The organism is Pseudomonas sp. NFX183, from assembly GCF_047943075.1.
Taxonomy (GTDB): Bacteria; Pseudomonadota; Gammaproteobacteria; order Pseudomonadales; family Pseudomonadaceae; genus Aquipseudomonas.
In genome coordinates, this window is the sequence record NZ_CP181333.1 from 4,047,320 (window position 1) to 4,069,702 (window position 22,383).

The following is a 22,383-nucleotide window of genomic DNA, read 5'->3' on the forward strand; positions in this document are numbered from 1 at the left end:
GAAGCAAATAATGGAGTGGTTTATGGCGGATACGCGTCGTTGGGTGTGGCTTGGCGGGATTGTCCTGCTGTGCGTTTTTGTGTTCTTGCTGCATTCGATCCTGACGCCGTTCCTGGTCGCGCTGCTGCTGGCTTATCTGTTCGATCCCGTGGTGGATCGTCTGGAGAAGGCCGGCCTGTCGCGCACCTTGGGTGTGGTAGCGGTGTTTGCCTTGTTCACGTTGATCATCACCGCGCTGGTATTGGTGCTGGTGCCGATGCTGGCCAAGCAGCTGTTTCGCCTGTATGAACTGGCGCCGCAGATGCTTGACTGGCTGCAGCACACGGCAATGCCGTGGGCGCAGGCCAAGCTGGGGCTGGCGGACGGTTTCTGGAAGTTCGACAAGGTCAAGGCGGCGATCAGTGAGCACATGGGGCAGACCACCGATATTGTCGGTGTCGTGCTCAGTCAGGCCACGGCGTCCAGTTTGGCGTTGATCGGCTGGTTGACCAACCTGGTGCTGATCCCCGTGGTGGCGTTCTACCTGCTGCGTGACTGGGACATCATGATGGCCAAGATCCGCAGCCTGCTGCCGCGCAATAACGAGGAGCGCATCGTCTCCCTGGCGGAGGAGTGCCATGAGGTGCTGGGCGCGTTTGTGCGGGGCCAGTTGCTGGTGATGCTCGCGCTGGGGATCATCTACGCCGCGGGGTTGATGGCGATCGGCCTGGAGCTGGGCCTGTTGATCGGCTTGATTGCCGGTCTGGCTGCCATCGTGCCGTACATGGGCTTTGTGATCGGGATTGGCGCGGCGCTGGTGGCGGGGTTGTTCCAGTTTGGCGGGGACCTGTACCCGATGCTCGGGATTGTTGCGGTGTTTATGGTCGGCCAGGCCCTTGAAGGGATGGTGTTGACGCCCTTGCTGGTGGGCGACCGGATCGGCCTGCACCCGGTGGCGGTAATCTTCGCGATCCTGGCTGGCGGTGAGCTGTTTGGTTTTACGGGCATCCTGCTGGCGCTGCCGGTGGCGGCGGTGATCATGGTGCTGGTGCGCCATGTGCATGATCTGTACAAGGATTCGGATGTGTACACCGGGGTTGAAGACCCCGACCTGTAACCGCTTCGTCACAAACCCGGCCCAGGCCGGGTTTGTTGTTTCTACGGGCAGGGCGTCAAACAATTTGCGCAAATCGCCCAAGTTAACGCAAACCTTTGATTTTGCTTGTGGTCTGCTGCATTGTGCGCCCGGCGTCACGGGTATAAACTTTGCAAACTTTACACAGAGGCCACTAACGGTTCGTTTGGAGCCGTTCAGTCAGCATGAAACCGATTCAGCTGCCCTTGGGTGTGCGTCTGCGTGACGACGCCACCTTTATCAATTACTACCCAGGCGCCAATGCCGCTGCACTCGGCTATGTCGAGCGGCTTTGCGAAGCCGACGCCGGGTGGACTGAAAGCCTGATCTATCTGTGGGGCAAGCACGGCGTGGGGCGTACCCACCTGTTGCAGGCGGCGTGCCTGCGCTTCGAGCAAATGGGCGAACCGGCGGTTTACCTGCCGTTGGCGGAGTTGATGGACCGTGGTATCGGCATCTTCGACCACCTGGAGCAATACGAATTGGTGTGCCTGGATGATCTGCAGGCGATTGCCGGCAAGGCGGATTGGGAAGAGGCGCTGTTCCACCTGTTCAATCGGCTGCGTGACAGCGGCCGGCGCCTGTTGATCGCCGCGTCTACCTCGCCGCGTGAATTGCCGGTGAAGCTGGCCGACCTCAAGTCGCGCCTGACCCTGGCGCTGATTTTCCAGATGCGCCCATTGTCCGACGAGGACAAATTGCGTGCCCTGCAATTGCGTGCATCTCGTCGCGGCCTGCACCTTACCGACGAAGTCGGGCATTTTATTCTCACTCGCGGCACCCGCAGCATGAGTGCATTGTTCGATTTGCTCGAACAGCTCGATCAGGCCTCGTTGCAGGCCCAGCGCAAGCTGACCATCCCCTTCCTCAAGGAAACCCTCGGCTGGTAGCCAGCCCTTGTAGTGCGCGGCTTTCGGCAAATTTCAGGCGCCAGAAAACCTGCGTTTGGGCCGCTTTGGCCACGCAAAAGGCGTGTAATGGGTGTTAAGCGGTTAGATGTCATCGTTCAAACAAGAAGTCACATAGATCACGATTGAATTTGCAAATCGATGTGATAGTGGGCATAGTCTCGACTTCTTTACATACCAGCCACGGTCGTGCCCATGCTAAATCGCTTCGCACCCCTCGTGCCTCTCGCACTCGTTACCCTGTTGTTTGGTTGCGCCACCCACACTCAAAACGTGGCTGAGCAGCAAAAACCAGCACAACAGTCCCAGGCAAAGTTCGTTGCAACGCAGTCTTCCACTGTTTACGAGGAAGAAGTTGCAACTGAAAAAGAACTCGCCGACTTCGCCGGCAGCAAGCCTTACCAGCTTCCAGTTCTGGCCGACAGCATCCTTGAACGCGGCATGTCCCTGATCGGTACCCGTTACCGTTTCGGCGGTACCTCTGAAGCCGGTTTCGACTGCAGCGGCTTCATCGGCTACCTGTTTCGTGAAGAGGCCGGCATGAACCTGCCTCGCTCGACCCGCGAAATGATCAACGTGGATGCACCGTTGGTCGCACGCAATAACCTCAAGCCCGGTGATCTGCTTTTCTTTAGTACGGCGGGCCGTGGCCGTGTGAGCCACGCCGGTATCTACTTGGGCGATAACCAGTTTATTCACTCCAGCAGCCGTCGCAGTGGCGGTGTGCGCGTCGACAACCTGGGTGACAGCTACTGGAGCAAAACCTTCATCGAAGCCAAGCGCGCACTCGCCATGGCCCCGACGACGGTTACCGCTAGTAAGTAAAGTTAAAGTGATACTTGAAGTTTGACGTGTAAGCGCTAGAATCCCTGGATATTGTTGTAATCCGTTCGCGCGAGCTTTGCTTGCGCGTTCTGGTTTTCAGCGTTCGGCAGCGAAAAGCCGCATCCAGACCAGGATTGTTCTGCCCATGTCGACCTCAGCCCGCCTCATTCTTCTTGTTTGCGCCGCGCTCCTCAGCGCCTGCGCAAGCCGTCCACCGCCGCCCGCTCCTGTAGCGGTCAAGCCCAAGCCGGTGTTCAATTACTCCACGCAGAATTTCTCGCCGGCAGCCGAAGACGTGCTCTTTCGTGCGCTGGGCCTGGTCGGCACGCCTTATCGCTGGGGCGGCAACACGCCGGACTCCGGGTTTGATTGCAGCGGCCTGATCGGGTTTGTCTACCGTGACGCCGCGGGCATCAGCCTGCCGCGCACCACCCGTGAATTGATCGTGATGCGTGCCCAGGACGTGAGCGAAAATAACCTGCAGACCGGCGACCTGATCTTCTTCGCCACTGGCGGCGGCTCAAAGGTGAGCCACGCGGGCATCTACGTGGGCGAAGGGCGATTCGTGCATGCACCGCAGACCGGCGGCACGGTGAAGCTGGATACGCTGTCCAAAGCCTATTGGCAAAATGCCTACCTGAGCGCCAAGCGCGTGTTGCCGGCGAGTCTGGCGCGTAACCCGTAAGGCGAGTGCAGATCCCAATGTGGGAGCGGGCAAACCCGCTCCCACATTGGTTTTAGGCTGTACCCGGGATCGGCTATTTGGCTGCCGACACCCGCCACACCTTATTCCCCACGTCATCGGCCACCAGCAAATCTCCCTGCTGATCAATCACCACGCCGACCGGTCGGCCCATGGCTTTCTCATCGCTGTTGAGAAACCCGGTCAGCACATCCACCGGCTGGCCTTTGGGTTGGCCGCCTTCGAACGGCACGAAGATCACCTTGTAGCCACTGTGCGGTTTGCGGTTCCACGAACCGTGCTGGCCGATAAACGCGCCGTTGCTGAACTGCGCCGGCAGTTTGCTGCCCTCGGCGAAGGTCAGGCCCAATGATGCGGTGTGCGGCCCCACGGCATAGTCCGGAGCGATGGCCTTGGCGACCAGGTCCAGGTTCTGCGGCGTGACGCGCACATCCACGTGTTGCCCGTAGTAGCTGAATGGCCAGCCATAAAACGCGCCATCCTTGACCGACGTGATGTAGTCCGGCACCAGGTCGCTGCCGATCTCATCGCGCTCATTCACCGCCGTCCACAGCTTGCCGCTCTGCGGTTCCCAGGCCATGCCGTTGGGGTTGCGCAGGCCGGAGGCGAAAATACGGTGCTGGCCTGTGGCACGGTCGACTTCCCAGATCGCCGCGCGGCCTTCTTCGGCTGCCAGGCCGTTTTCGCCGACGTTGCTGTTGGAGCCGACACTCACGTACAGCTTGCTGCCGTCCTTGCTGGCCACCACGTTTTTCGTCCAGTGGTGGTTGATGCTGCCGCCCGGCAGGTCAACCACCGTGGTGCCGGCAGCCTTGATCGCGGTTTCGCCCGGTTGATAGGGGAAGCGCAGCAGTTTGTCCGAGTCCGCCACGTACAGGTCGTTGCCGACCAGGGTCATGCCGAACGGCGAGTTGAGGTTCTCCAGGAACACGGTGCGGGTCTCGGCCACGCCATCGTGGTCGGCATCGCGCAGCAGGGTGATGCGGTTCGGGCTCGGCACGGCCGCACCGGCGCGCCCCATGACCTTCTCCATCACCCAGCCGCGAATGCCCTTGGCATCATCCGGCTTGGGCGGCGCGTTGGTTTCTGCCACCAGCACGTCGCCGTTGGGCAATACATACAGCCAGCGCGGGTGATCCAGGCCGTCTGCAAACGCCGCGACCTGAGTGCCGGCGGCGGCCGTAGGCTTCGCGCCGTCTGGCCAGCCAATCGCCGGGGCAATGTTTACGGTGGGGATCAGGGTTTTGTTCGGCTCCGGCAGCTTGGGCGCAGGCCCGGTGCCGTCGGACACCTGCAGGGTAGAGCTTTCACCGCAGGCGGCGAGGGTGCCGGCGAGCATGATCAGTAAGGCAAGTCTGGTTTTATGCATGGTTTTCTCCTTGATACCTGTAAGGGTAGAGGCGTTTGCCGGTCCGATCGTTCAAGTGCAAGGCCGGCTTTAATTGACGCTCCACCCCCAACCCACTAACCTTCGCGGCTTGTTCCAGGTGCTCTGTGACCTGTGGGTCGACAGAGTGAAACAGGGAAGCCGGTGAGTGAGCGCACTTGTACACAGTGCTGCCGCGATTCCGGCGCTGCCCCCGCAACGGTAAATGAGTCAAAACGGTGCCTTTTGCCACTGTATCCGCGTGATATGGGAAGGCGCGCCGTCGGCCTGCTCGCTCGCTGAGCAAGCGCCACTCATGAGTCCGGAGACCGGCCTGGATCATCCAACAGCATCACGGTGGGCGATGCTTGGCTGTCTGTTTGTCTATTTTCCTGCCCGCCGTTTTTTGTCCAGCCCCAACGGAGAGCTGCCATGACCGATTCCCCCGACCGCGACGAACGCCACCTGGCGCGCATGCTGCGCAAAAAAGCCGTGATCGACGAGCGCATCGCCAACTCCCCGAACGAATGCGGCTTGCTGCTGGTATTGACCGGCAACGGCAAAGGCAAAAGCAGCTCGGCGTTTGGCATGCTTGCCCGTGCCATGGGCCACGGCATGCAGTGCGGCGTGGTGCAATTCATCAAGGGGCGCAACAGCACCGGCGAGGAGCTGTTCTTCCGCCGCTTCCCCGAGCAAGTGCGCTTTCACGTGATGGGCGAAGGCTTTACCTGGGAAACCCAGGACCGTCAGCGCGACATCGCCGCCGCCGAAGCCGCCTGGGCGGTGTCCCGCGCAATGCTGCAAGACCCTTCCATCGGCCTTGTGGTGCTGGATGAACTGAACATCGCCCTCAAGCACGGCTACCTTGATCTGGACCAGGTACTCAGCGACTTGCAAGCCCGCCCGCCGATGCAGCACGTGGTGGTCACCGGCCGTGGCGCCAAGCCTGAGTTGATCGAAATGGGCGACACCGTCACCGAAATGGGCATGCTCAAGCACGCGTTCCAGGCCGGTATCAAGGCACAGAAGGGCGTCGAACTTTGAATCAGCCCCGTCATTGCCCGGCCGTACTGATCGCCGCACCGGCATCCGGCCAGGGCAAAACCACCGTCACCGCCGCGCTCGCCCGTTTGCACCGCAACCTGGGGCGCAAGGTGCGCGTGTTCAAGTGCGGGCCGGACTTTCTCGACCCGATGATTCACGAGCGCGCCAGCGGTGCGCCGGTGTACCAGTTGGACATGTGGATGGTCGGCGAGCAGGAAAGTCGCCGTTTGCTGTGGGAAGCGGCGGGCGAGGCTGACCTGATCCTGATCGAAGGCGTGATGGGCCTGTTCGACGGTACGCCTTCCAGCGCCGACCTGGCGCGGCACTTTGGTGTGCCGGTGCTGGGCGTGATCGACGGCACCGCCATGGCCCAGACCTTTGGCGCGCTGGCCTTGGGCCTGGCGCGCTATCAGCCGGACCTGCCGTTCGCCGGCGTGCTGGCCAACCGCGTTGGCACCCTGCGCCATGCGCAATTGCTTGAAGGCAGCCTCACTGAAGGCCTGCGCTGGTACGGCGCGTTGTCGCGTGAAACCGGCATCGAGTTGCCCAGCCGCCACCTGGGCCTGGTGCAAGCCAGCGAATTGAATGACCTCGATATGCGCCTGGACGCCGCCGCTCAAGCCCTGGGCAGCAGCTGCGAAGTCGCCGTGCCGCCACCGGTGACGTTCGCCGCGCCCGAAGTGATCGAGGCCGAGCCGCTGCTGGCGGGCGTGCGCATCGCCGTGGCCCGCGACGAAGCCTTTGCGTTTACCTACGGCGCCAGCCTCGACCTGCTGCGTGCGATGGGCGCCGAGTTGCGCTTCTTCTCGCCGATTCACGATAACCAATTGCCTGAGGCCGACAGCCTCTATCTGCCCGGTGGCTACCCGGAATTGCACCACCAGGCGCTGTCGGAAAACACCTCGATGCTTAACGCCATTCGCGCGCATCACGCGGCGGGCAAACCGTTGCTCGCCGAGTGCGGCGGCATGCTCTACCTGCTGGACTCGCTGACCGATGTCGACGGCAACCGTGCCGAATTGGTTGGCCTGCTGCAGGGCGACGCGGTGATGCAAAAGAAGCTGGCGGCGCTGGCTTTGCAAAGTGTCGAGTTGCCGGAAGGCGTGCTGCGCGGCCATACCTATCACCATTCGCTGACCAGCACCGAGTGGCAGCCGATCGCCCGAGGCTTGAGCCCTAACGGCGGGCGTGGCGCCGAGGCGGTTTATAGGCAGGGGCGGATGACGGCTTCCTACGTGCACTTTTACTTCCCCTCCAACCCGGCGGCGGTGGCTGCATTGTTTGCGCCTGGCCCTGAGACCGCTATCGCGGGCAAGCCCGCTCCCACAACTGACCAAGTTGAAACTCAATCCAATGTGGGAGCGGGCTTGCCCGCGATAGGGCCATGACTGACAACGCCTTCCCCGAAGCCGAACGCCAGGCCGTCTACCGCGCCATCGCCGAACGCCGTGACATGCGCCACTTCACCGGCGGCAGCGTGGCCCCCGAGTTGCTGCAACGCCTGCTCCAGGCCGCACACCAGGCGCCCAGCGTCGGCTTGATGCAACCGTGGCGATTCATCCGCATCAGCGACCGCGCCCTGCGCGGCCAAATCCAGCAACTGGTGGAAGAAGAGCGCGTGCGCACCGCCGAGGCCCTGGGCCAGCGCTCCGACGAATTCATGAAGCTCAAGGTCGAAGGCATCCACGACTGCGCCGAAGTGCTGGTGGCTGCGCTGATGGATGATCGCGAGCGGCACATCTTTGGCCGGCGCACCTTGCCGGAAATGGACATGGCCTCGTTATCCTGTGCAATCCAGAACCTGTGGCTGGCCGCCCGCGTCGAAGGCCTTGGGATGGGCTGGGTTTCGTTGTTCGAACCCCAGGCCCTGGCCGACCTGCTGGGGTTGCCGGCGGGTGCAAAGCCCCTGGCCGTGTTGTGCCTGGGCCCGGTGGCCGAGTTCTACCCGGCACCGATGTTGCAACTCGAAGGCTGGACCGAACCACGGCCGCTGAGTGACATGGTGTATGAGAATGTGTGGGGAGTGACTCAATGAGTGTGGCCTTGCTGTGTGTCGCTGCGGTGGCGCTGGATGCGCTGCTGGGCGAGCCCAGGCGCTGGCATCCGCTGGTGGCGTTCGGCAACTTTGCCGGGCGCATCGAAAAACGTTTCAACAGCGGCGGCCGCGGGTGGCGCAGCCACGGCGTGACCGCATGGTTTATCGCGGTGGTGCCGCTGACGTTGTTGGCCACCGCGCTGTCGTGGGCGCCGTATATCGGCTGGGTGCTGGAGATTCTGGCGCTGTACATGGCGCTGGGCATGCGCAGCCTTGGCGAGCACGTGATTCCCGTCGCCCAGGCGTTGCGCAGTGGTGACTTGGATGAAGCACGTAAACGCGTGAGCTACCTCGTCAGCCGTCAGACCAGCGAACTGGACAGCACTGAAGTCGCGCGCGCCGCGACTGAATCGGTGCTCGAGAACGGCAGCGATGCGGTGTTCGCCGCGCTGTTCTGGTTTGTCGTGGCCGGTGTGCCCGGCGTGGTGCTTTATCGCCTGAGCAACACCCTCGATGCCATGTGGGGTTATCGCAACGAGCGCTTTGAGCGTTTCGGCTGGGCGGCGGCAAAAATCGACGATGTGCTCAACTACATTCCTGCGCGTCTGGTGGCGTTGACCTACGCGGTACTCGGCAAAACCCGCCTGGCGCTTAAATGCTGGCGCACCCAGGCGCCGACCTGGGACAGCCCCAACGCCGGGCCGGTGATGGCGGCCGGTGCGGGCGCTTTGGGTGTTGAATTGGGCGGCGCGGCGATTTATCACGGCGAACTGCATCAGCGTGCGCAGTTGGGCGAAGGCCCGGCGGCCGATGCCGACGCCATCGACCGTGGCTGGCAACTGGTGCAGCGCGGCGTATGGTTATGGCTGTTGATCCTGTGCGCGGGGGCGCAATTTTATGCTTGAGCACGGTGGCCGGCTGCGCAGGGCAGTGATTCAGTACGGGATTGCCGAAGCGGACTGGCTCGACCTGTCCAGCGGCCTGGCGCCCTGGCCGTGGCCGATTCCCGAGATTCCGCTGCGGGCCTGGGCGCGATTGCCGGAAACCGACGACGGCCTGGAAAAGGCCGCCAGCGAGTACTACGGCGCCGCCCACGTGTTGCCGGTGGCGGGTTCCCAGGCGGCGATTCAGTTGCTGCCGCGTTTGCGTCGCTCCGGCAAGGTCGGCGTGTTGTCGCCGTGTTATGCCGAACACGCCGAAGCCTGGCGCCGCGCCGGTTACGTGGTGCGCGAAGTGCAGGAGCAGGAAGTCGACTTTTTTCTCGACGGCCTCGACGTGCTGGTGGTGGTCAATCCAAATAACCCCACCGGCCTGAGTCTGCCGCCGCAGCGCCTGCTCGACTGGCACTCACGGTTGGCCCAGCGCGGCGGCTGGCTGGTGGTGGACGAAGCGTTTATGGACGTGACCCCGCAAATGAGCCTCGCCAGCCAGGCCCATCAAGTCGGCCTGATTGTGTTGCGCTCATTCGGCAAGTTCTTCGGCCTGGCCGGTGTGCGCCTGGGCTTTGTGCTGGCGGAACGCATGCTGCTCAAGTTGTTGGCCGAACAGCTCGGCCCGTGGGCAGTCAGTGGGCCGACACGGGTGCTTGGCCAGGTGTGCCTGCGCGATACGGCCGGGCATGCCGAACAGCGTCATCGCTGTATCGAGGCTGGCCAGCGCTTGTTTGCGCTGCTTGAGCGCCACGGCTTTGAGCCTAAGGGCGGCTGCGCGTTGTTCCAATGGCTGATCACCCCACACGCCGAACGCCTGCACGAATTCATGGCCCAACGCGGCATCCTGCTGCGCCTGTTTGTCCACGACAGCAGCCTGCGCTTCGGTCTGCCCGACACGGAGGCCGATTGGTTGCGACTCGATGAGGCCCTGGCCGCTTACAAGGACGCCGCATGAGTACGCTGATGGTGCAAGGCACCACGTCTGACGCCGGTAAAAGCACGCTGGTGACCGCGCTGTGCCGTTGGCTGGTACGCCAAGGCATTGGCGTGGTGCCGTTCAAACCGCAGAACATGGCGCTCAACAGCGCCGTCACCGCTGAGGGCGGCGAGATCGGCCGCGCCCAGGCCGTGCAGGCCCAGGCCGCCAACCTGGCGCCGCACACCGACATGAACCCGGTGCTGCTCAAACCCAACAGTGACACCGGCTCCCAAGTGATTATCCATGGCCGTGCCGTGACCAGCATGAACGCCGTGGCCTATCACGACTACAAGGCCATCGCGATGCAGGCGGTGCTCGCCTCTCATGCACGGTTGAGCGAGGCCTACCCTGTGGTGATGGTGGAAGGCGCGGGCTCCCCGGCGGAAATCAACCTGCGCGCCAATGACATTGCCAATATGGGTTTCGCCGAGGCCGTGGATTGCCCGGTGCTGCTGATCGCCGATATCAATCGCGGCGGGGTGTTTGCGCATCTGGTCGGCACCCTCCAATTGCTGTCGCCGACCGAGCAGGCGCGCGTCAAAGGCTTCATTATCAATCGCTTTCGCGGTGATATCGCGCTGTTGCAGCCGGGGCTCGATTGGCTCGAAGCGCACACCGGCAAGCCGGTGGTGGGCGTGCTGCCCTACGTGATGGACCTGCACCTGGAAGCCGAAGACGGCATCGACCAGCGCCAGATCGACAAGGCCGCCCAAGTACTCAAGGTGGTGGTGCCGGTGTTGCCGCGCATCAGCAACCACACGGATTTTGACCCGCTGCGTTTGCATCCCCAGGTGGATTTACAGTTTATCGGCCCTGGTCAGGCCATTCCGGCTGCCGACCTGATCATCCTGCCGGGCTCGAAAAGCGTGCGCAGCGATCTGGCTTATCTGCGCGCCAACGGCTGGGACACTGCCGTTGCGCGGCACTTGCGCTACGGCGGCAAGGTGCTGGGGATTTGCGGCGGCCTGCAGATGCTCGGCGAGCAGGTGCATGACCCGCTCGGCCTGGAAGGGTTGGCCGGTTCCAGCGAGGCCCTGGGGTTGCTGGCGTTCAGCACCACGCTGGAACAAGAGAAACAATTGCGCAATGTGCGCGGACGGTTGCTGCTGGAAGATGCCGAAGTCAGTGGTTATGAAATCCATGCGGGCGTGACCTCCGGCAGTGCCCTGTCGAACGCCGCCGTGCTGTTGGATGACGGCCGCAGTGACGGCGCCCTGAGTGAAGACGGTCAGATTCTTGGCACGTATCTGCACGGCGTGTTCGAAACCCCGGCGGCGTGCAGTGCGTTACTGCGCTGGGCCGGGCTGCAGGATGTGCAAGAGGTGGATTACCACGCCCTGCGCGAGCGCGATATTGAGCGCCTGGCGGACCTGGTGGAGCACCATCTGGACACCGAACTGTTGCGCAAGCTATGCGGGATCTGACGGTGTACACCCAATCCCCCAGCAGGCGCCGGCCCGCCAGCCTCGGTTCAGCTGATGCACCTCACCTCAGAAGTATTAGCGGGCTTGCTCGCGAATGGGGGGCTTCAGTGACAAATCGGCTGACTGACCCACCGCGTTCGCGAGCAAGCCCGCTGCCACACGGGGCAGTGCCCGCCTCACATTATCAGTCGGCCGACACAGGTGCCTTTCCATGTATCAACTGATCCTCGGTGGCGCCCGTTCCGGCAAGAGCCGCCTCGCCGAAAAGCTGGCAAGTGAAAGTGGCTTGCATGTCGTCTATATCGCCACCAGCCAGCCGCTGGACGGCGAGATGAACGAGCGCGTCGCACTGCATCGCCAGCGCCGTCCCGATCATTGGGGGCTGATCGAAGAACCCATCGAGCTGGCGCGTGTACTGCGCGAAAGCGCCGCCGCCGACCGCTGCCTGCTGGTGGATTGCCTGACCCTGTGGCTCACCAACTTGCTGATGCTGGAGAACCCCGCACGCCTGGCGTTCGAGCGCGATCAACTGCTGCAAACCCTGGCCTCGCTGCCGGGTGAAATCATTTTTGTCAGCAACGAAACCGGAATGGGTGTCGTGCCGCTGGGCGAATTGACTCGCCGCTATGTGGATGAAGCCGGTTGGCTGCATCAAGCCTTGGCCGAGCGGTGTCAGCGTGTGGTCCTGACCGTCGCCGGCCTGCCCCTGACTTTGAAAGGTACTGCGTTATGACTGACTCCTGGTGGCTCAACCCCTGCAAGGCCGTCGACACTTCGGCGCATGAACACGCGCTGGCTCGCCAGCAGCAACTGACCAAGCCAGCCGGCTCGCTCGGCCAGCTCGAAGCCATCGCGGTGCAATTGGCCGGCTTGCAAGGCCAGGTCAAACCTGCGGTGGATCAGGTGTGGATCGCCATCTTCGCCGGTGACCACGGCGTGGTTGCAGAAGGCGTATCGGCATTTCCACAGGAAGTGACCGGCCAGATGTTGCACAACTTTGTCACCGGTGGCGCGGCCATCAGCGTATTGGCGCGGAAGTTGAATGCGCAGCTGGAAGTGGTCGACCTCGGCACCGTCACGCCGTCGTTGGATCTGCCGGGTGTGCGTCATCTGAATATCGGCGCCGGCACGGCCAATTTCGTCAACGGCCCGGCGATGACCGCAGCGCAAGGGCGACTTGCGCTGCAAGCCGGGCGTGACAGTGCGCACCGTGCGTTGCAAAACGGCGCACAGCTGTTTATCGGCGGCGAGATGGGCATCGGCAATACCACCGCCGCCAGCGCCTTGGCGTGCGCGTTGCTCGATTGCCAGGTGAGCGACCTGACCGGCCCGGGCACCGGCTTGAACGCCCAGGGCGTCAGCCACAAAGTGGCGGTGATTGAACGCGCGCTGGCCTTGCATGCGGCGCAACGTGACGACGCGCTGAACACGTTGTTCAACCTGGGTGGTTTCGAAATTGCCGCGTTGGTGGGGGCTTATCTGGCCTGCGCCCAGGAGGGCATCGTGGTGCTGGTGGACGGGTTTATCTGCACGGTCGCGGCGCTGGTGGCCACACGCCTGAATCCGGCGTGCCGGGAGTGGTTGGTGTTCGGCCACCGCGGCGCTGAGCCCGGTCATCGTCATGTGCTGCACAGCCTCGACGCGCAACCGCTGCTGGAACTGGGTCTGCGCCTGGGTGAGGGCAGCGGTGCGGCGCTGGCGGTGCCATTGTTGCGCCTGGCGTGCGCGCTGCACGGGCAGATGGCGACGTTCGCCGAAGCCGCCGTGGCAGACCGCCCGGCATGACCTTGCACCTGGACCTGCTGCGCCACGGCGAAACCGAGCTGGGCGGCGGCCTGCGCGGCAGCCTGGACGACGCGCTCACCGCCAAAGGCTGGGAGCAGATGCGCACCGCCGTGGCAAAGCAGGGGCCGTGGGACCGGTTGGTCAGTTCGCCACTGCAACGCTGCGCGCTGTTCGCCCACGAGCTGGGCGCACGGCTTGGGGTGCCGGTGAGCCTGGAAAAGGATCTGCAGGAGCTGCACTTCGGCGCCTGGGAAGGGCAGAGCGCGGCGGCGCTGATGCAAACCGATGCCGAAGGACTGGGCCGGTTCTGGGCTGATCCCTACAGCTTTACACCGCCTGAAGGCGAGCGCGTCAGCGACTTTTCTGCACGCGTTCTCGGCGCCGTCTCACGGTTGCATCAGGCATATGCCGCACAGCGCGTGCTGTTGATCAGCCACGGTGGCGTGATGCGGCTGCTGCTGGCGCATGCGCGCGGTTTGCCACGTGAGCAGCTGCTGAATGTCGAGGTCGGCCACGGTGGGCTGTTCAGCCTGCAGGTGATGGCCGACGGTCTGCTGAAGGAAGGAGTCTGAGGATGCTGGCGTTCTGGATCGCCCTGCAATTTCTCAGCAGCCTGCCGATTCGCCTGCCCGGCATGCCGCAGCCTCAGGAATTGGGGCGTTCGTTGCTGTTTTACCCGGTGGTGGGGTTGCTGTTCGGGCTGCTGTTGTGGGCCCTGAACACCGCCCTGATGGGCGCACCGTTATTGCTGCATGCGGCGCTGGTGCTGACAGCCTGGGTGTTGCTCAGCGGCGGCTTGCATCTGGACGGCCTGGCGGACAGCGCCGATGCCTGGCTCGGTGGCTTTGGCGACCGCGAGCGCACGCTGACTATCATGAAAGACCCGCGCAGCGGGCCGATTGCCGTGGTCACTCTGGGGCTGGTGTTGTTGCTCAAATTCACCGCACTGGTGGCCTTGATCGAGCAGCACAACGGCGCGGCGCTGATTCTGGCGCCGCTGATCGGGCGCGCTTCGATGCTGGCGCTGTTCCTTACCACGCGCTACGTGCGTGCAGGCGGTTTGGGCCAGGCACTGTCGGATCATTTACCCAGGATCGTCGGCCAACAGGTGCTGATCCTCAGCGGTCTGGCCTGTGTGCTGATCGGCGGTTTCAGTGGCGGGATCGCTGTTTTACTCGCTGCGCTGTGCTTTATCGGGCTGCGTCAGTTGATGGTCAACCGGCTGGGTGGCACCACGGGTGACACCGCCGGCGCATTGTTGGAGTTGCTGGAAGTCGCGGTTTTGGTCGGCCTGGCGCTGTAACACTTTCTTGCATTTTCATAATCGCGGGTATATACACGCTCCATGCTTGCCTCCCAATGTTTATGCACCAACCTGCGACGTGCCGCCCGTGGCGTCAGCAGGCATTACGACGGCGCTCTCGACGGCTTCGGGATCAACGTTGCCCAGTATTCTTTGCTGTGTAACCTGCAGCGCCTCGATCAACCGAGCATTTCCAGCCTGGCCGAAGCCATGGGCCTGGACCGCAGTACCCTGGGGCGCAACCTGCGGGTATTGGAGGGCGAGGGTTTGGTGCAGTTGGTCGAGGGCGATGACTTGCGCAACCGCTTGGTGGTGTTGACCGTCGCCGGCGAAGAACGCCTGGCTGCCGCGTTGCCGGCTTGGGAGGCGGCGCAGCAGAAATTGATAGATCAGTTGGGCGCCGAGAAGCGTGAAACCTTGTTGGCCTTGCTGGACGAACTCGCCTGAGCGCGGATTTGTTCGACTACAAGCGGGTATATACCCGCGAGCGGAGAATAAGAAATGACCTCGATGTGGCGCACCAGTGGCTGGGTTCTCGTGGGAAGTGCGCTGATCCTGGCGTTGTCGTTGGGCGTGCGGCACGGCTTTGGTCTGTTCCTGTCGCCGATGAGCATGGAATTTGGCTGGGGCCGTGAAACCTTTGCCTTCGCCATTGCCCTGCAAAACCTGATCTGGGGCCTGGCGCAACCGTTTACCGGCGCCTTGGCCGACCGCTTCGGCGCGACCAAGGCGGTGTTTGTCGGTGGGGTGCTGTACGCCGCGGGGCTGGTGTTGATGGGCATGTCGGATTCCGCGTGGTCGCTGTCGCTCAGCGCGGGTTTGCTGATTGGGATCGGCCTGTCGGGCACTTCGTTCTCGGTGATTCTCGGTGTGGTCGGCCGCGCCGTGCCGCCGGAAAAACGCAGCATGGCCATGGGCATTGCCAGCGCCGCAGGGTCGTTCGGCCAGTTTGCGATGGTGCCGGGCACCCTGGGCCTGATCAGTTGGCTGGGCTGGTCGGCCGCTTTGTTGGCGTTGGGCCTGATGGTGGCGCTGATCCTGCCGTTGGTGGCAATGCTCAAGGACAAACCGCTGCCGGCGATGGTCGGCCAGCAAACCCTGCGTGAAGCCCTGAAAGAGGCCTGCTCGCACTCCGGCTTCTGGCTGCTGGCGTTCGGTTTTTTTGTCTGCGGTTTCCAGGTGGTGTTTATCGGCGTGCACTTGCCGGCGTACCTGGTGGACCAGCATCTGCCGGCCACGGTGGGTACCACGGTATTGGCGTTGATCGGCCTGTTTAACGTGTTTGGCACTTATACCGCTGGCTGGCTCGGCGGGCGCATGTCCAAGCCGCGTTTGCTCACCGGCCTGTACCTGTTGCGCGCGGTGGTGATCGTGCTGTTCCTGTGGGCGCCGGTGACCGAAGTGACGGCCTACCTGTTCGGCATGGCCATGGGCTTTCTGTGGCTGTCCACCGTGCCGCTGACCAACGGCACTGTCGCGACGCTGTTTGGCGTGCGAAACCTCTCGATGCTCGGTGGGATTGTGTTTCTGTTCCACCAGCTTGGTTCGTTCCTCGGCGGCTGGTTAGGCGGGGTGGTCTATGATCGAACCGGCAACTACGATTTGATCTGGCAGGTGGCGATTCTTTTGAGCTTGCTCGCTGCGGCCCTCAACTGGCCGGTGCGCGAGCGGCCGGTGGCGCGCTTGCAGGCGCAGATGGAGGCGGCATGAGTTTGACGGCAAGAGGGTTGCTGATCTCGGCAGGCCTGGTTCTGTTGCTGCTGGCCTGGTGGGGCTGGCAGCACGGCGGGCTGGCATTGATGCAACTGGGGATGTCGATCTGTTAAGTTCTGTGTCTGATCTGACTCAAGGACCTTCGACATGCTGATGCGCTGGCTCGCTGTACCCGTCCTGATGGCTGTAGGCAGTCTGGCCATGGCCGCCAACTGTCCGCCGTTGCTGGAGGGGCAATTGCCCAAGTTGCGGGCCAAGGAATCCATCGATTTGTGCCAGCGCTTTGCCGGCAAACCCCTGGTCATCGTCAATACCGCCAGCTTTTGTGGTTTCGCGCCGCAATTCAAAGGCCTCGAAGCCTTGTATCAGCGCTACAAGGGCCAGGGGCTGGAAGTGATCGGCGTGCCGTCCGACGACTTCAAGCAGGAAGCCAAGACCGGTGAAGAGACCGCCAAAGTTTGCTACGTGAATTACGGCGTGACCTTCACGATGACCGAGCCGCAGACGGTCAAGGGGCCGGATGCGGTGCACCTGTTCAAGATTCTGGCGCAGCAGACCAGCGCGCCGAAGTGGAATTTCTATAAGTACGTGGTGGATCGCCAGGGCAAGGTGATTGCCAACTTTTCCAGTTTGACCAAGCCGGACAGCCCGGACCTGATCAAGGCGGTGGAGGCAGCGCTGGCCTCGAAGCCCTGATCGCCGGCCATTAAAAAGCCCCGCCTCCTGTGCAGGAGAGCGGGGCTTTTTTATACGCGTTGGATCAGAACTTGTACGTCACACCCAGGCCGAAGCCGTTGGCGCTGTTTTCGTACTTGGCGCTGTAGGACGAACCCAGTGCGTTGGTCTTGTTGACCTTGACTGGCTCTTCCTTCAGGTAGGAGTAAGCCACGTCGACGATCATGTTCGGCATTACTTCGTAGCCCAGGCCAACACTGAAAATGGTCCGGTCGCCGGTAGGGATGCGTGGCGAACGGTCGGTGTTGTTGGTTGGCGACTGGTCGAAAGTCAGGCCGGTACGCAGTACCACTTGTTTGGTGACTTGGTACGAAGTACCCAAGGCATAGGCCCAGGTGTCATGCCAGTTCTGTGGCTCGGTGATGGTACCCACGATCTGCGGAGCGACCAGGCCGCCAGCTCGGGTAACGCCCTCGTTGTCGACAGTGATGTCTTTCAGGCGGCTCCAGCGAGTCCAGGTGGAACCGGCGTAGAGTTTCCAGGCATCGCTCAGGTCCTGTGTCACGGACAGGTCGTAAGACTCAGGCGTATCAATGCTCAACGACGCATCGTAGCGGCCGCTTGCCAGCAGTGGAGCCGTCGGGGTCGGTGCCGATACTTCGGTGTGGCCTTCAAGCTTGTAGCTGACTTTGGAGTGGTAAGTCAGGCCCACGCGCGTGGTATCGGTGGCTTGTACCAGCACGCCGACGTTGAAGCCAACAGCCGTGTCGTCACCTTTGATCGTGACGTTGGTATTCGGGACAGCCGGGTTTGTCGACAGAGCCAACTCAGATTCCAGCTTGCCGGAAATACGGTTGATGGTCGGGCCAAAACCAATGGAAACACGATCGTTGAAGGCGTAGCTGACGGTTGGCTGCAAGGTGATGACCGACACTTTGCTGTAGCTGCCGAACGAGCGACCCTGGAAGCCCCTCTCATAATCGGTAACCAGGCCGAAAGGTGCGTAAACACCAACGCCGACGGCCCACTGATCATTGAGTTTGTTGGTGTAGAAACCAAACGGGACCGCCGTGAAGGGCACCATGTCGCCTTTGTTACTGCCGAAAGAACGGCCGCTGGCGTTTTTGATGTCAGTCGAGGCATCGATAGCGGCTACACCACCGGTAATCTGCTGGCCTTCGAGGCGGGCCATACCGGCAGGGTTACCGTACACAGTGCTGGCGTTATCGGCAGAAGAAGAGCGGCCTGCGAACCCCGTACCCATACCGGCGACGTCTTGTTCGTTCAGGGCAAAGCCGCTTGCGAACAGTTGGGAGGATGCCATGGCAACGGTGAGGCTAAGTGTGGTCTTGAGCATTACTTTTTTCATTATTAGAACTCCGTGGTGATCACCGCTGCGGAAAGTATCAATAATTTTAAGTTAGCGCTATAGGCCGTAATGTCGGAGATAGAGCGGTTTTGTAGGACAATCCGACCAGATTCGAAGGTTTTAGCCGAATCTTGCAAAACGCCTGATCAACAAATGGCCTGATTCATGGGTAAAACACAGGTTTGCCAGGCTTGGGTGAAATCCCGCAGCCGACCTTGAGGGTGAAATATTTCTTTCCAGATACGTGCCATGGCCAATACGTCACCCGGTGGCGGCAGGGCAGGACGATGCTGTTCTACCAGCAGCCAGGCAATGGCGGTGGCGTAGCGCAGGTTGACGGTCAGCTCAAGCTGGGGCGCGCTGAGGAATGCATGTTGACTGGCCAGCCCACGTACCAGGCTGGCGCGCTCGGGGTCTTGGGCAAGGTAGTCGTCCCACAGGGCGCGATGACGAGGTTCGGTGATGCTGTACAGGCCGTGGCCGCGCCGATCATGCAGGGCGGAGCCGAGTTCCGATTGGCTGGCGGCAATGCCCAGCAGCAGGGATTCAGCTGTCGGGTTATGGCGGCCGAGATAAATCAACGTCGGCCTGATCACATAACGACACAATTCGCTGGCGGCGATACCCATACGAGCCTCAATCCATGGAAGTGGTCGACGAAGCCTGAGAGGGGAGCTTGGCAGCAGTGAATCGGACCTCAGGCTCGTCGCAAGCGGATCATGCCGCTTGAGTTGAAGTGTAGTGTCATATTTATGATGTAAAGGTCTGTTTTTAAAACATCTTCTTCATTTAGTTATAACGTTTATATCTATTCGAACTTAGTGCAAGTACTCAAAAGCCGAATTTCGGGCAATAAAAAACCCTGCGTTTCAAGCAGGGTCTTTTGGGTTTCAGCGATTCGGGTCGATCAGGCAATCAATGCCTGACGGGTACGCTCGATCACGGCCTGCAGCGGCTCTGCGCTGGAGTATTGATCGGGGTACAGGCGTTCGCTGTGACGAGCGATGCCGTGTTCGTTGACCAGGGTGAAGCTGAAGCAGCCTTTGCGAGCGGCCATGATCAGGCAGTTCATTGGTGCAAAAGCGTTGGTGAGGGTGCGAATGGCATCCTGAGTGTGGATTTGAGCGGACATATTATTGGTGTTCCTACAAATGACACGGTTAAGAACCGTGCAACGTTAAAACGTTCCAGTAACGTTGATCACCATTGATCAAACGAAGAACCCGACTGGAACAAAGCAGCCAGTTTGAAGCGCTAATAAGTTAGGCGCGCTTGGGCTGGCAGGTAGGTACTTAGGAGGGCAGGCAACACAACAGGGGCAAAGGTTCTGGGCCCGGGGTGAAGATCCTGATCAATTTGCAGGCTGGTTCGTTCAGAGTATTGAAACTTCGCGGCACCCTTTGCTTGTTCAAAGGCAGTGTCGTCGCAAGGAATACCTGGAAACCATCGAGGTGGTCGATCCCGTGTTGTTCAGGGGAGTTGTTCGACCAGAATTGACTTTCAGCTTGGTACTAACGCCGCGGATAGTAACGGATTGAAACACGGAAGGGAAGTGTGCTAGCCAAGAAACTTAATTCAGCCGCCCAACAACCCGCGATAGACCAGCACGGTGGCCGCCGCGGCCAATGAGCAGCCGAGTCCGTAGGCCGCCAGGGTCAAGCGCCAGGACCGGCCGGTCTCGATCACATTCATCACCTCGCGCATGTCGTTGATTCGGCCTTCACTCAACTCTATGCACAGCATTACGGCAGTAAACGCCGCTGATACCAGGATGGCGATGGCAAACAGCGCGCCGTCGGGGGAGGGCAGCGCGGCATTGACCGCCAATGAAGTTACACAGATGGCCAGCAGCAACACGGCGAATAAGAGGATTCCTTTCATCGAGCCTTGGTAGGTTGCGTGTGGGAGTGGGCCAGTGTGGCGAGCCGGCGAGGATTTGAAAAGTGCCTGGTTTGGCCTGTCGGTAACATTTTTAGGACGTGTCGAAGCAAAAAACCGGCGCCATATAGCCAGTGGGTGGGTACTTGTGCACATTAGTTGCGAGGTATGTAACCCGTCTGTCAACGGCCTGGAAGCGCCGCCATTTGCCTGCAATGAAAATTTAAGTCAATGAAAAATATCGCTTTTTTTTATTGGTGAAAAAATCGTCAGTTTGACTGCGGCCCCCGTTCCATGGGCCTTTGCGCGCGTTAAAGGTGGGTTGTCCACTGAGTTATCCACAGCTTCTGTGGATTGTCCCAAGCGCTTGCTCTAGAACGGGCGTGCAGGGATTTTTCAGCTTTACCTGTAGGAAAAAAAGAGTAGAGTGGCGCGCCTTCCGTTCTGTCCCGCAGTGCTTTATGAAGTTTCGCTCAGTATCACCATCTGTTACCGACACCCCTCAGACTGTTACCGCACCCAAGCGTTTCTCCTTGAAAGTCGCCTTATGGCTGCTCGACAGCCCGCGCCTGGGGCACAGCACCAACGTCAAGCACTTCGCCGGGCGCTTGCTCAAGCAGCCGGCCCGTGAAGGTGTGGTTGCCGCGCAGAGCCGCCTGGGCCAGCTGATGTGCCGTGAGTGCGGCAATGCCCGCGACCGCCGTATCGGCCATGACCTGCTGCGCCTGGCTGCCCGTGCCGGCGACCGCCGCGCCCAGCGCGAACTGGGGCAGGTCGAAGACTGAGCTGTCCTCAAGCCCCACGCTTGGTTAACCTTGCTCTTTTTCGGTGATGGCAGAAATGGCGATGGCTTTTGACTGGACCAGTATTGCCTTGGGCCTGGCTGGCGCTGCAGTGCCTTTATTGGCCCTGTGCTGGCAGCTCCAACGGCGGCTGAGCGCGCGCATGACCGGCTGGGAACTGCTCGAAGAGCGCCTGGCCACCGCGCAACTGGCCCAGGAAGGGCTGGCCGCGCAACTCGACGCCAGCCGCGACGAGATCAGTGACCTGAGCCAGGCCAACGCCGCCAAACAAGCTGACCTGGCGGCCGTTCGCCGTGAAGTCGAATTGCTCCAGATCGACCGCGATAACGCCCGCGACGCCGCCCACGCCTGGAACCTCGACCGCAGCGCCAAGGAAACCGAGCTGCGCCGCCTCGATGCGCTGTCCTCGGCGTTGCGCGCCGAACTGCGCGAACAACAGGAAAGCCATCAACAACGCCTTGCTGACCTGCAAGGCTCGCGGGACGAGCTGCGTGCGCAGTTCGCCGAGCTTGCCGGCAAGATCTTCGACGAACGTGAGCAACGGTTTGCCGAAACCAGCCAGGAACGCCTGGGCCAGTTGCTCGACCCGCTCAAGGAACGCATCCAGTCGTTTGAAAAGCGCGTGGAAGAAAGCTACCAGAATGAGGCGCGCGAGCGCTTTTCCCTGGCCAAGGAGCTTGAACGCCTGCAGCAACTGAACCTGCGACTGTCGGACGAGGCCACCAACCTCACGCGCGCGCTCAAGGGCCAGAAAACCCAAGGCAACTGGGGCGAGCTGATTCTTGAGCGCGTGCTTGAACATGCCGGGCTGGAGAAGGGCCGCGAGTATCAGACCCAGGTCAGCCTCAAAGGCCCGGACGGCGAGCGCTTCCAGCCGGACGTGTTGATCATGCTGCCCGGCGACAAGCAGGTGGTGGTCGATTCCAAGGTCAGCCTCACCGCCTATCAGCAGTACGTTGCAGCGGATGACGATGTGATCGGCCAGGCGGCGCTGAAACAGCACGTGCTGTCCCTGCGCAATCACGTCAAAGGCTTGGCCGGCAAGGATTACAAGCGCCTCGAAGGTCTGCACAGCCTGGATTTCGTGCTGTTGTTCGTGCCGATAGAGGCCGCGTTCTCCGCCGCGTTGCAGGCTGAGCCGAACCTGTTCCAGGAAGCGTTCGACCGCCATATCGTGATTGTCAGCCCCACCACCTTGCTGGCCACCCTGCGGGTGATCGACAGCCTGTGGAAGCAGGAACGCCAGAGCCAGAACGCGCGGGAGATTGCCGAGCGCGCCGGCTGGCTGTATGACAAGTTCGTACTGTTTATTCAGGATCTGGATGAAGTCGGCAACCGCCTGCAGCAGCTGGATAAGGCCTACAGCGCAGCGCGAAACAAGCTGACGGATGGCCGTGGAAATCTGGTCAGCCGAACCGAGCAGTTAAGGTTGCTGGGTGCGCGTGCGAGCAAGAGCCTGCCAGCGGATTTGCTCGAACGGGCGATGACCGACTCCGATGGCGTCGCACACTTACCGGAGTAGCACAC

24 protein-coding genes and 1 riboswitch are annotated in these 22,383 nt (G+C 61.6%); of the genes, 19 read left to right on the plus strand and 5 right to left on the minus strand.

The genetic code is table 11. The annotated features are described in order from the left end of the window. Nucleotides 1-22: 22 nt before the first annotated feature. The 4 genes from ACM530_RS18925 (at nucleotide 23) to ACM530_RS18940 (ending at nucleotide 3,532) form a co-directional block, all read left to right on the plus strand. A complete protein-coding gene (locus ACM530_RS18925; RefSeq protein WP_416362889.1) occupies nucleotides 23-1,096 on the plus strand; it encodes an AI-2E family transporter in 1,074 nt (357 codons plus the stop codon). Between the two features lie 203 nt (nucleotides 1,097-1,299). Further along, nucleotides 1,300-2,004: a DnaA regulatory inactivator Hda gene (gene hda, locus ACM530_RS18930; protein WP_017134884.1), complete on the plus strand. Its 705-nt coding sequence runs from the start codon at nucleotides 1,300-1,302 to the stop codon at nucleotides 2,002-2,004. A 213-nt stretch (nucleotides 2,005-2,217) separates the two neighbouring features. Further along, nucleotides 2,218-2,847, plus strand: a complete 630-nt coding sequence (locus ACM530_RS18935) for a C40 family peptidase (protein WP_106576408.1) — start codon at nucleotides 2,218-2,220, stop codon at nucleotides 2,845-2,847. A gap of 145 nt (nucleotides 2,848-2,992) precedes the next feature. Continuing rightward, nucleotides 2,993-3,532, plus strand: a complete 540-nt coding sequence (locus tag ACM530_RS18940; protein ID WP_145158957.1) for a C40 family peptidase — start codon at nucleotides 2,993-2,995, stop codon at nucleotides 3,530-3,532. A gap of 73 nt (nucleotides 3,533-3,605) precedes the next feature. Here the strand turns inward: ACM530_RS18940 and ACM530_RS18945 are convergent, their stop codons facing one another. Continuing rightward, nucleotides 3,606-4,919 carry a PQQ-dependent sugar dehydrogenase gene (locus ACM530_RS18945; RefSeq protein WP_416362890.1) on the minus strand — a complete coding sequence of 438 codons (1,314 nt, stop codon included), beginning with the start codon at nucleotides 4,917-4,919 and terminating at the stop codon, nucleotides 3,606-3,608. Nucleotides 4,920-5,018: 99 nt separating this feature from the next. After that, a riboswitch (cobalamin riboswitch) is annotated at nucleotides 5,019-5,269 on the plus strand. Nucleotides 5,270-5,348: 79 nt separating this feature from the next. On the opposite strand from ACM530_RS18945, the gene cobO reads away from it, so the two are divergent. The 13 genes from cobO (at nucleotide 5,349) to ACM530_RS19010 (ending at nucleotide 16,827) form a co-directional block, all read left to right on the plus strand. Then, entirely contained in the window at nucleotides 5,349-5,960 is a 612-nt protein-coding gene (cobO, locus tag ACM530_RS18950; protein WP_060756089.1) for a cob(I)yrinic acid a,c-diamide adenosyltransferase, read from the plus strand. After that, entirely contained in the window at nucleotides 5,957-7,348 is a 1,392-nt protein-coding gene (locus tag ACM530_RS18955) for a cobyrinate a,c-diamide synthase (protein WP_416362891.1), read from the plus strand. Before cobO ends, ACM530_RS18955 begins: the two co-directional genes overlap by 4 nt. Continuing rightward, entirely contained in the window at nucleotides 7,345-7,995 is a 651-nt protein-coding gene (gene bluB, locus ACM530_RS18960) for a 5,6-dimethylbenzimidazole synthase (RefSeq protein ID WP_416362892.1), read from the plus strand. The genes ACM530_RS18955 and bluB overlap by 4 nt, the downstream gene beginning before the upstream one ends. Then, a complete protein-coding gene (gene cbiB / locus ACM530_RS18965; protein ID WP_242195673.1) occupies nucleotides 7,992-8,900 on the plus strand; it encodes an adenosylcobinamide-phosphate synthase CbiB in 909 nt (302 codons plus the stop codon). Before bluB ends, cbiB begins: the two co-directional genes overlap by 4 nt. Further along, complete coding sequence (gene cobD, locus ACM530_RS18970; RefSeq protein ID WP_416362893.1) at nucleotides 8,893-9,882, plus strand: threonine-phosphate decarboxylase CobD; 990 nt, start codon at nucleotides 8,893-8,895, stop codon at nucleotides 9,880-9,882. Before cbiB ends, cobD begins: the two co-directional genes overlap by 8 nt. Continuing rightward, complete coding sequence (locus ACM530_RS18975; protein WP_416362894.1) at nucleotides 9,879-11,330, plus strand: cobyric acid synthase; 1,452 nt, start codon at nucleotides 9,879-9,881, stop codon at nucleotides 11,328-11,330. Before cobD ends, ACM530_RS18975 begins: the two co-directional genes overlap by 4 nt. A 211-nt stretch (nucleotides 11,331-11,541) precedes the next feature. Further along, nucleotides 11,542-12,063: a bifunctional adenosylcobinamide kinase/adenosylcobinamide-phosphate guanylyltransferase gene (cobU, locus tag ACM530_RS18980; protein WP_416362895.1), complete on the plus strand. Its 522-nt coding sequence runs from the start codon at nucleotides 11,542-11,544 to the stop codon at nucleotides 12,061-12,063. After that, nucleotides 12,060-13,115: a nicotinate-nucleotide--dimethylbenzimidazole phosphoribosyltransferase gene (cobT, locus tag ACM530_RS18985; RefSeq protein ID WP_416362896.1), complete on the plus strand. Its 1,056-nt coding sequence runs from the start codon at nucleotides 12,060-12,062 to the stop codon at nucleotides 13,113-13,115. Before cobU ends, cobT begins: the two co-directional genes overlap by 4 nt. Beyond that, nucleotides 13,112-13,687, plus strand: coding sequence for an alpha-ribazole phosphatase family protein (gene cobC / locus ACM530_RS18990; RefSeq protein ID WP_416362897.1), 576 nt, complete (start codon nucleotides 13,112-13,114; stop codon nucleotides 13,685-13,687). Before cobT ends, cobC begins: the two co-directional genes overlap by 4 nt. 2 nt (nucleotides 13,688-13,689) lie before the next feature. After that, on the plus strand, nucleotides 13,690-14,418 hold the full coding sequence (locus tag ACM530_RS18995) for an adenosylcobinamide-GDP ribazoletransferase (protein WP_416362898.1): 729 nt from the start codon (nucleotides 13,690-13,692) through the stop codon (nucleotides 14,416-14,418). A gap of 42 nt (nucleotides 14,419-14,460) precedes the next feature. Beyond that, nucleotides 14,461-14,865 carry a MarR family winged helix-turn-helix transcriptional regulator gene (locus ACM530_RS19000; RefSeq protein WP_106576421.1) on the plus strand — a complete coding sequence of 135 codons (405 nt, stop codon included), beginning with the start codon at nucleotides 14,461-14,463 and terminating at the stop codon, nucleotides 14,863-14,865. Nucleotides 14,866-14,919: 54 nt separating this feature from the next. Continuing rightward, nucleotides 14,920-16,128 carry an MFS transporter gene (locus ACM530_RS19005; RefSeq protein ID WP_404484072.1) on the plus strand — a complete coding sequence of 403 codons (1,209 nt, stop codon included), beginning with the start codon at nucleotides 14,920-14,922 and terminating at the stop codon, nucleotides 16,126-16,128. 150 nt (nucleotides 16,129-16,278) lie between these two features. Then, nucleotides 16,279-16,827 carry a glutathione peroxidase gene (locus tag ACM530_RS19010; protein ID WP_145158931.1) on the plus strand — a complete coding sequence of 183 codons (549 nt, stop codon included), beginning with the start codon at nucleotides 16,279-16,281 and terminating at the stop codon, nucleotides 16,825-16,827. Nucleotides 16,828-16,891: 64 nt separating this feature from the next. Here ACM530_RS19010 and ACM530_RS19015 read toward each other — a convergent pair whose 3' ends face one another. The 4 genes from ACM530_RS19015 to ACM530_RS19030 all read right to left on the minus strand — a co-directional run bounded on the left by ACM530_RS19015 (nucleotide 16,892) and on the right by ACM530_RS19030 (nucleotide 20,056). Beyond that, a complete protein-coding gene (locus ACM530_RS19015) occupies nucleotides 16,892-18,175 on the minus strand; it encodes an OmpP1/FadL family transporter (RefSeq protein ID WP_242195659.1) in 1,284 nt (427 codons plus the stop codon). Nucleotides 18,176-18,321: 146 nt separating this feature from the next. After that, nucleotides 18,322-18,804, minus strand: coding sequence for a hypothetical protein (locus tag ACM530_RS19020; RefSeq protein ID WP_106576425.1), 483 nt, complete (start codon nucleotides 18,802-18,804; stop codon nucleotides 18,322-18,324). A 278-nt stretch (nucleotides 18,805-19,082) separates the two neighbouring features. After that, nucleotides 19,083-19,307, minus strand: a complete 225-nt coding sequence (locus tag ACM530_RS19025) for a hypothetical protein (RefSeq protein WP_106576426.1) — start codon at nucleotides 19,305-19,307, stop codon at nucleotides 19,083-19,085. A 443-nt stretch (nucleotides 19,308-19,750) separates the two neighbouring features. Next, complete coding sequence (locus ACM530_RS19030; RefSeq protein ID WP_242195657.1) at nucleotides 19,751-20,056, minus strand: hypothetical protein; 306 nt, start codon at nucleotides 20,054-20,056, stop codon at nucleotides 19,751-19,753. 458 nt (nucleotides 20,057-20,514) lie between these two features. Between ACM530_RS19030 and ACM530_RS19035 the strand changes: the two genes are divergently transcribed. Together ACM530_RS19035 and rmuC are read left to right on the plus strand one after the other, a co-directional pair. Then, on the plus strand, nucleotides 20,515-20,838 hold the full coding sequence (locus tag ACM530_RS19035) for a hypothetical protein (protein ID WP_043293316.1): 324 nt from the start codon (nucleotides 20,515-20,517) through the stop codon (nucleotides 20,836-20,838). 175 nt (nucleotides 20,839-21,013) lie between these two features. After that, nucleotides 21,014-22,378 (plus strand): DNA recombination protein RmuC, encoded by a 1,365-nt coding sequence (rmuC, locus tag ACM530_RS19040; protein WP_178119661.1) that lies wholly within the window; start codon nucleotides 21,014-21,016, stop codon nucleotides 22,376-22,378. Nucleotides 22,379-22,383 lie beyond the last annotated feature (5 nt).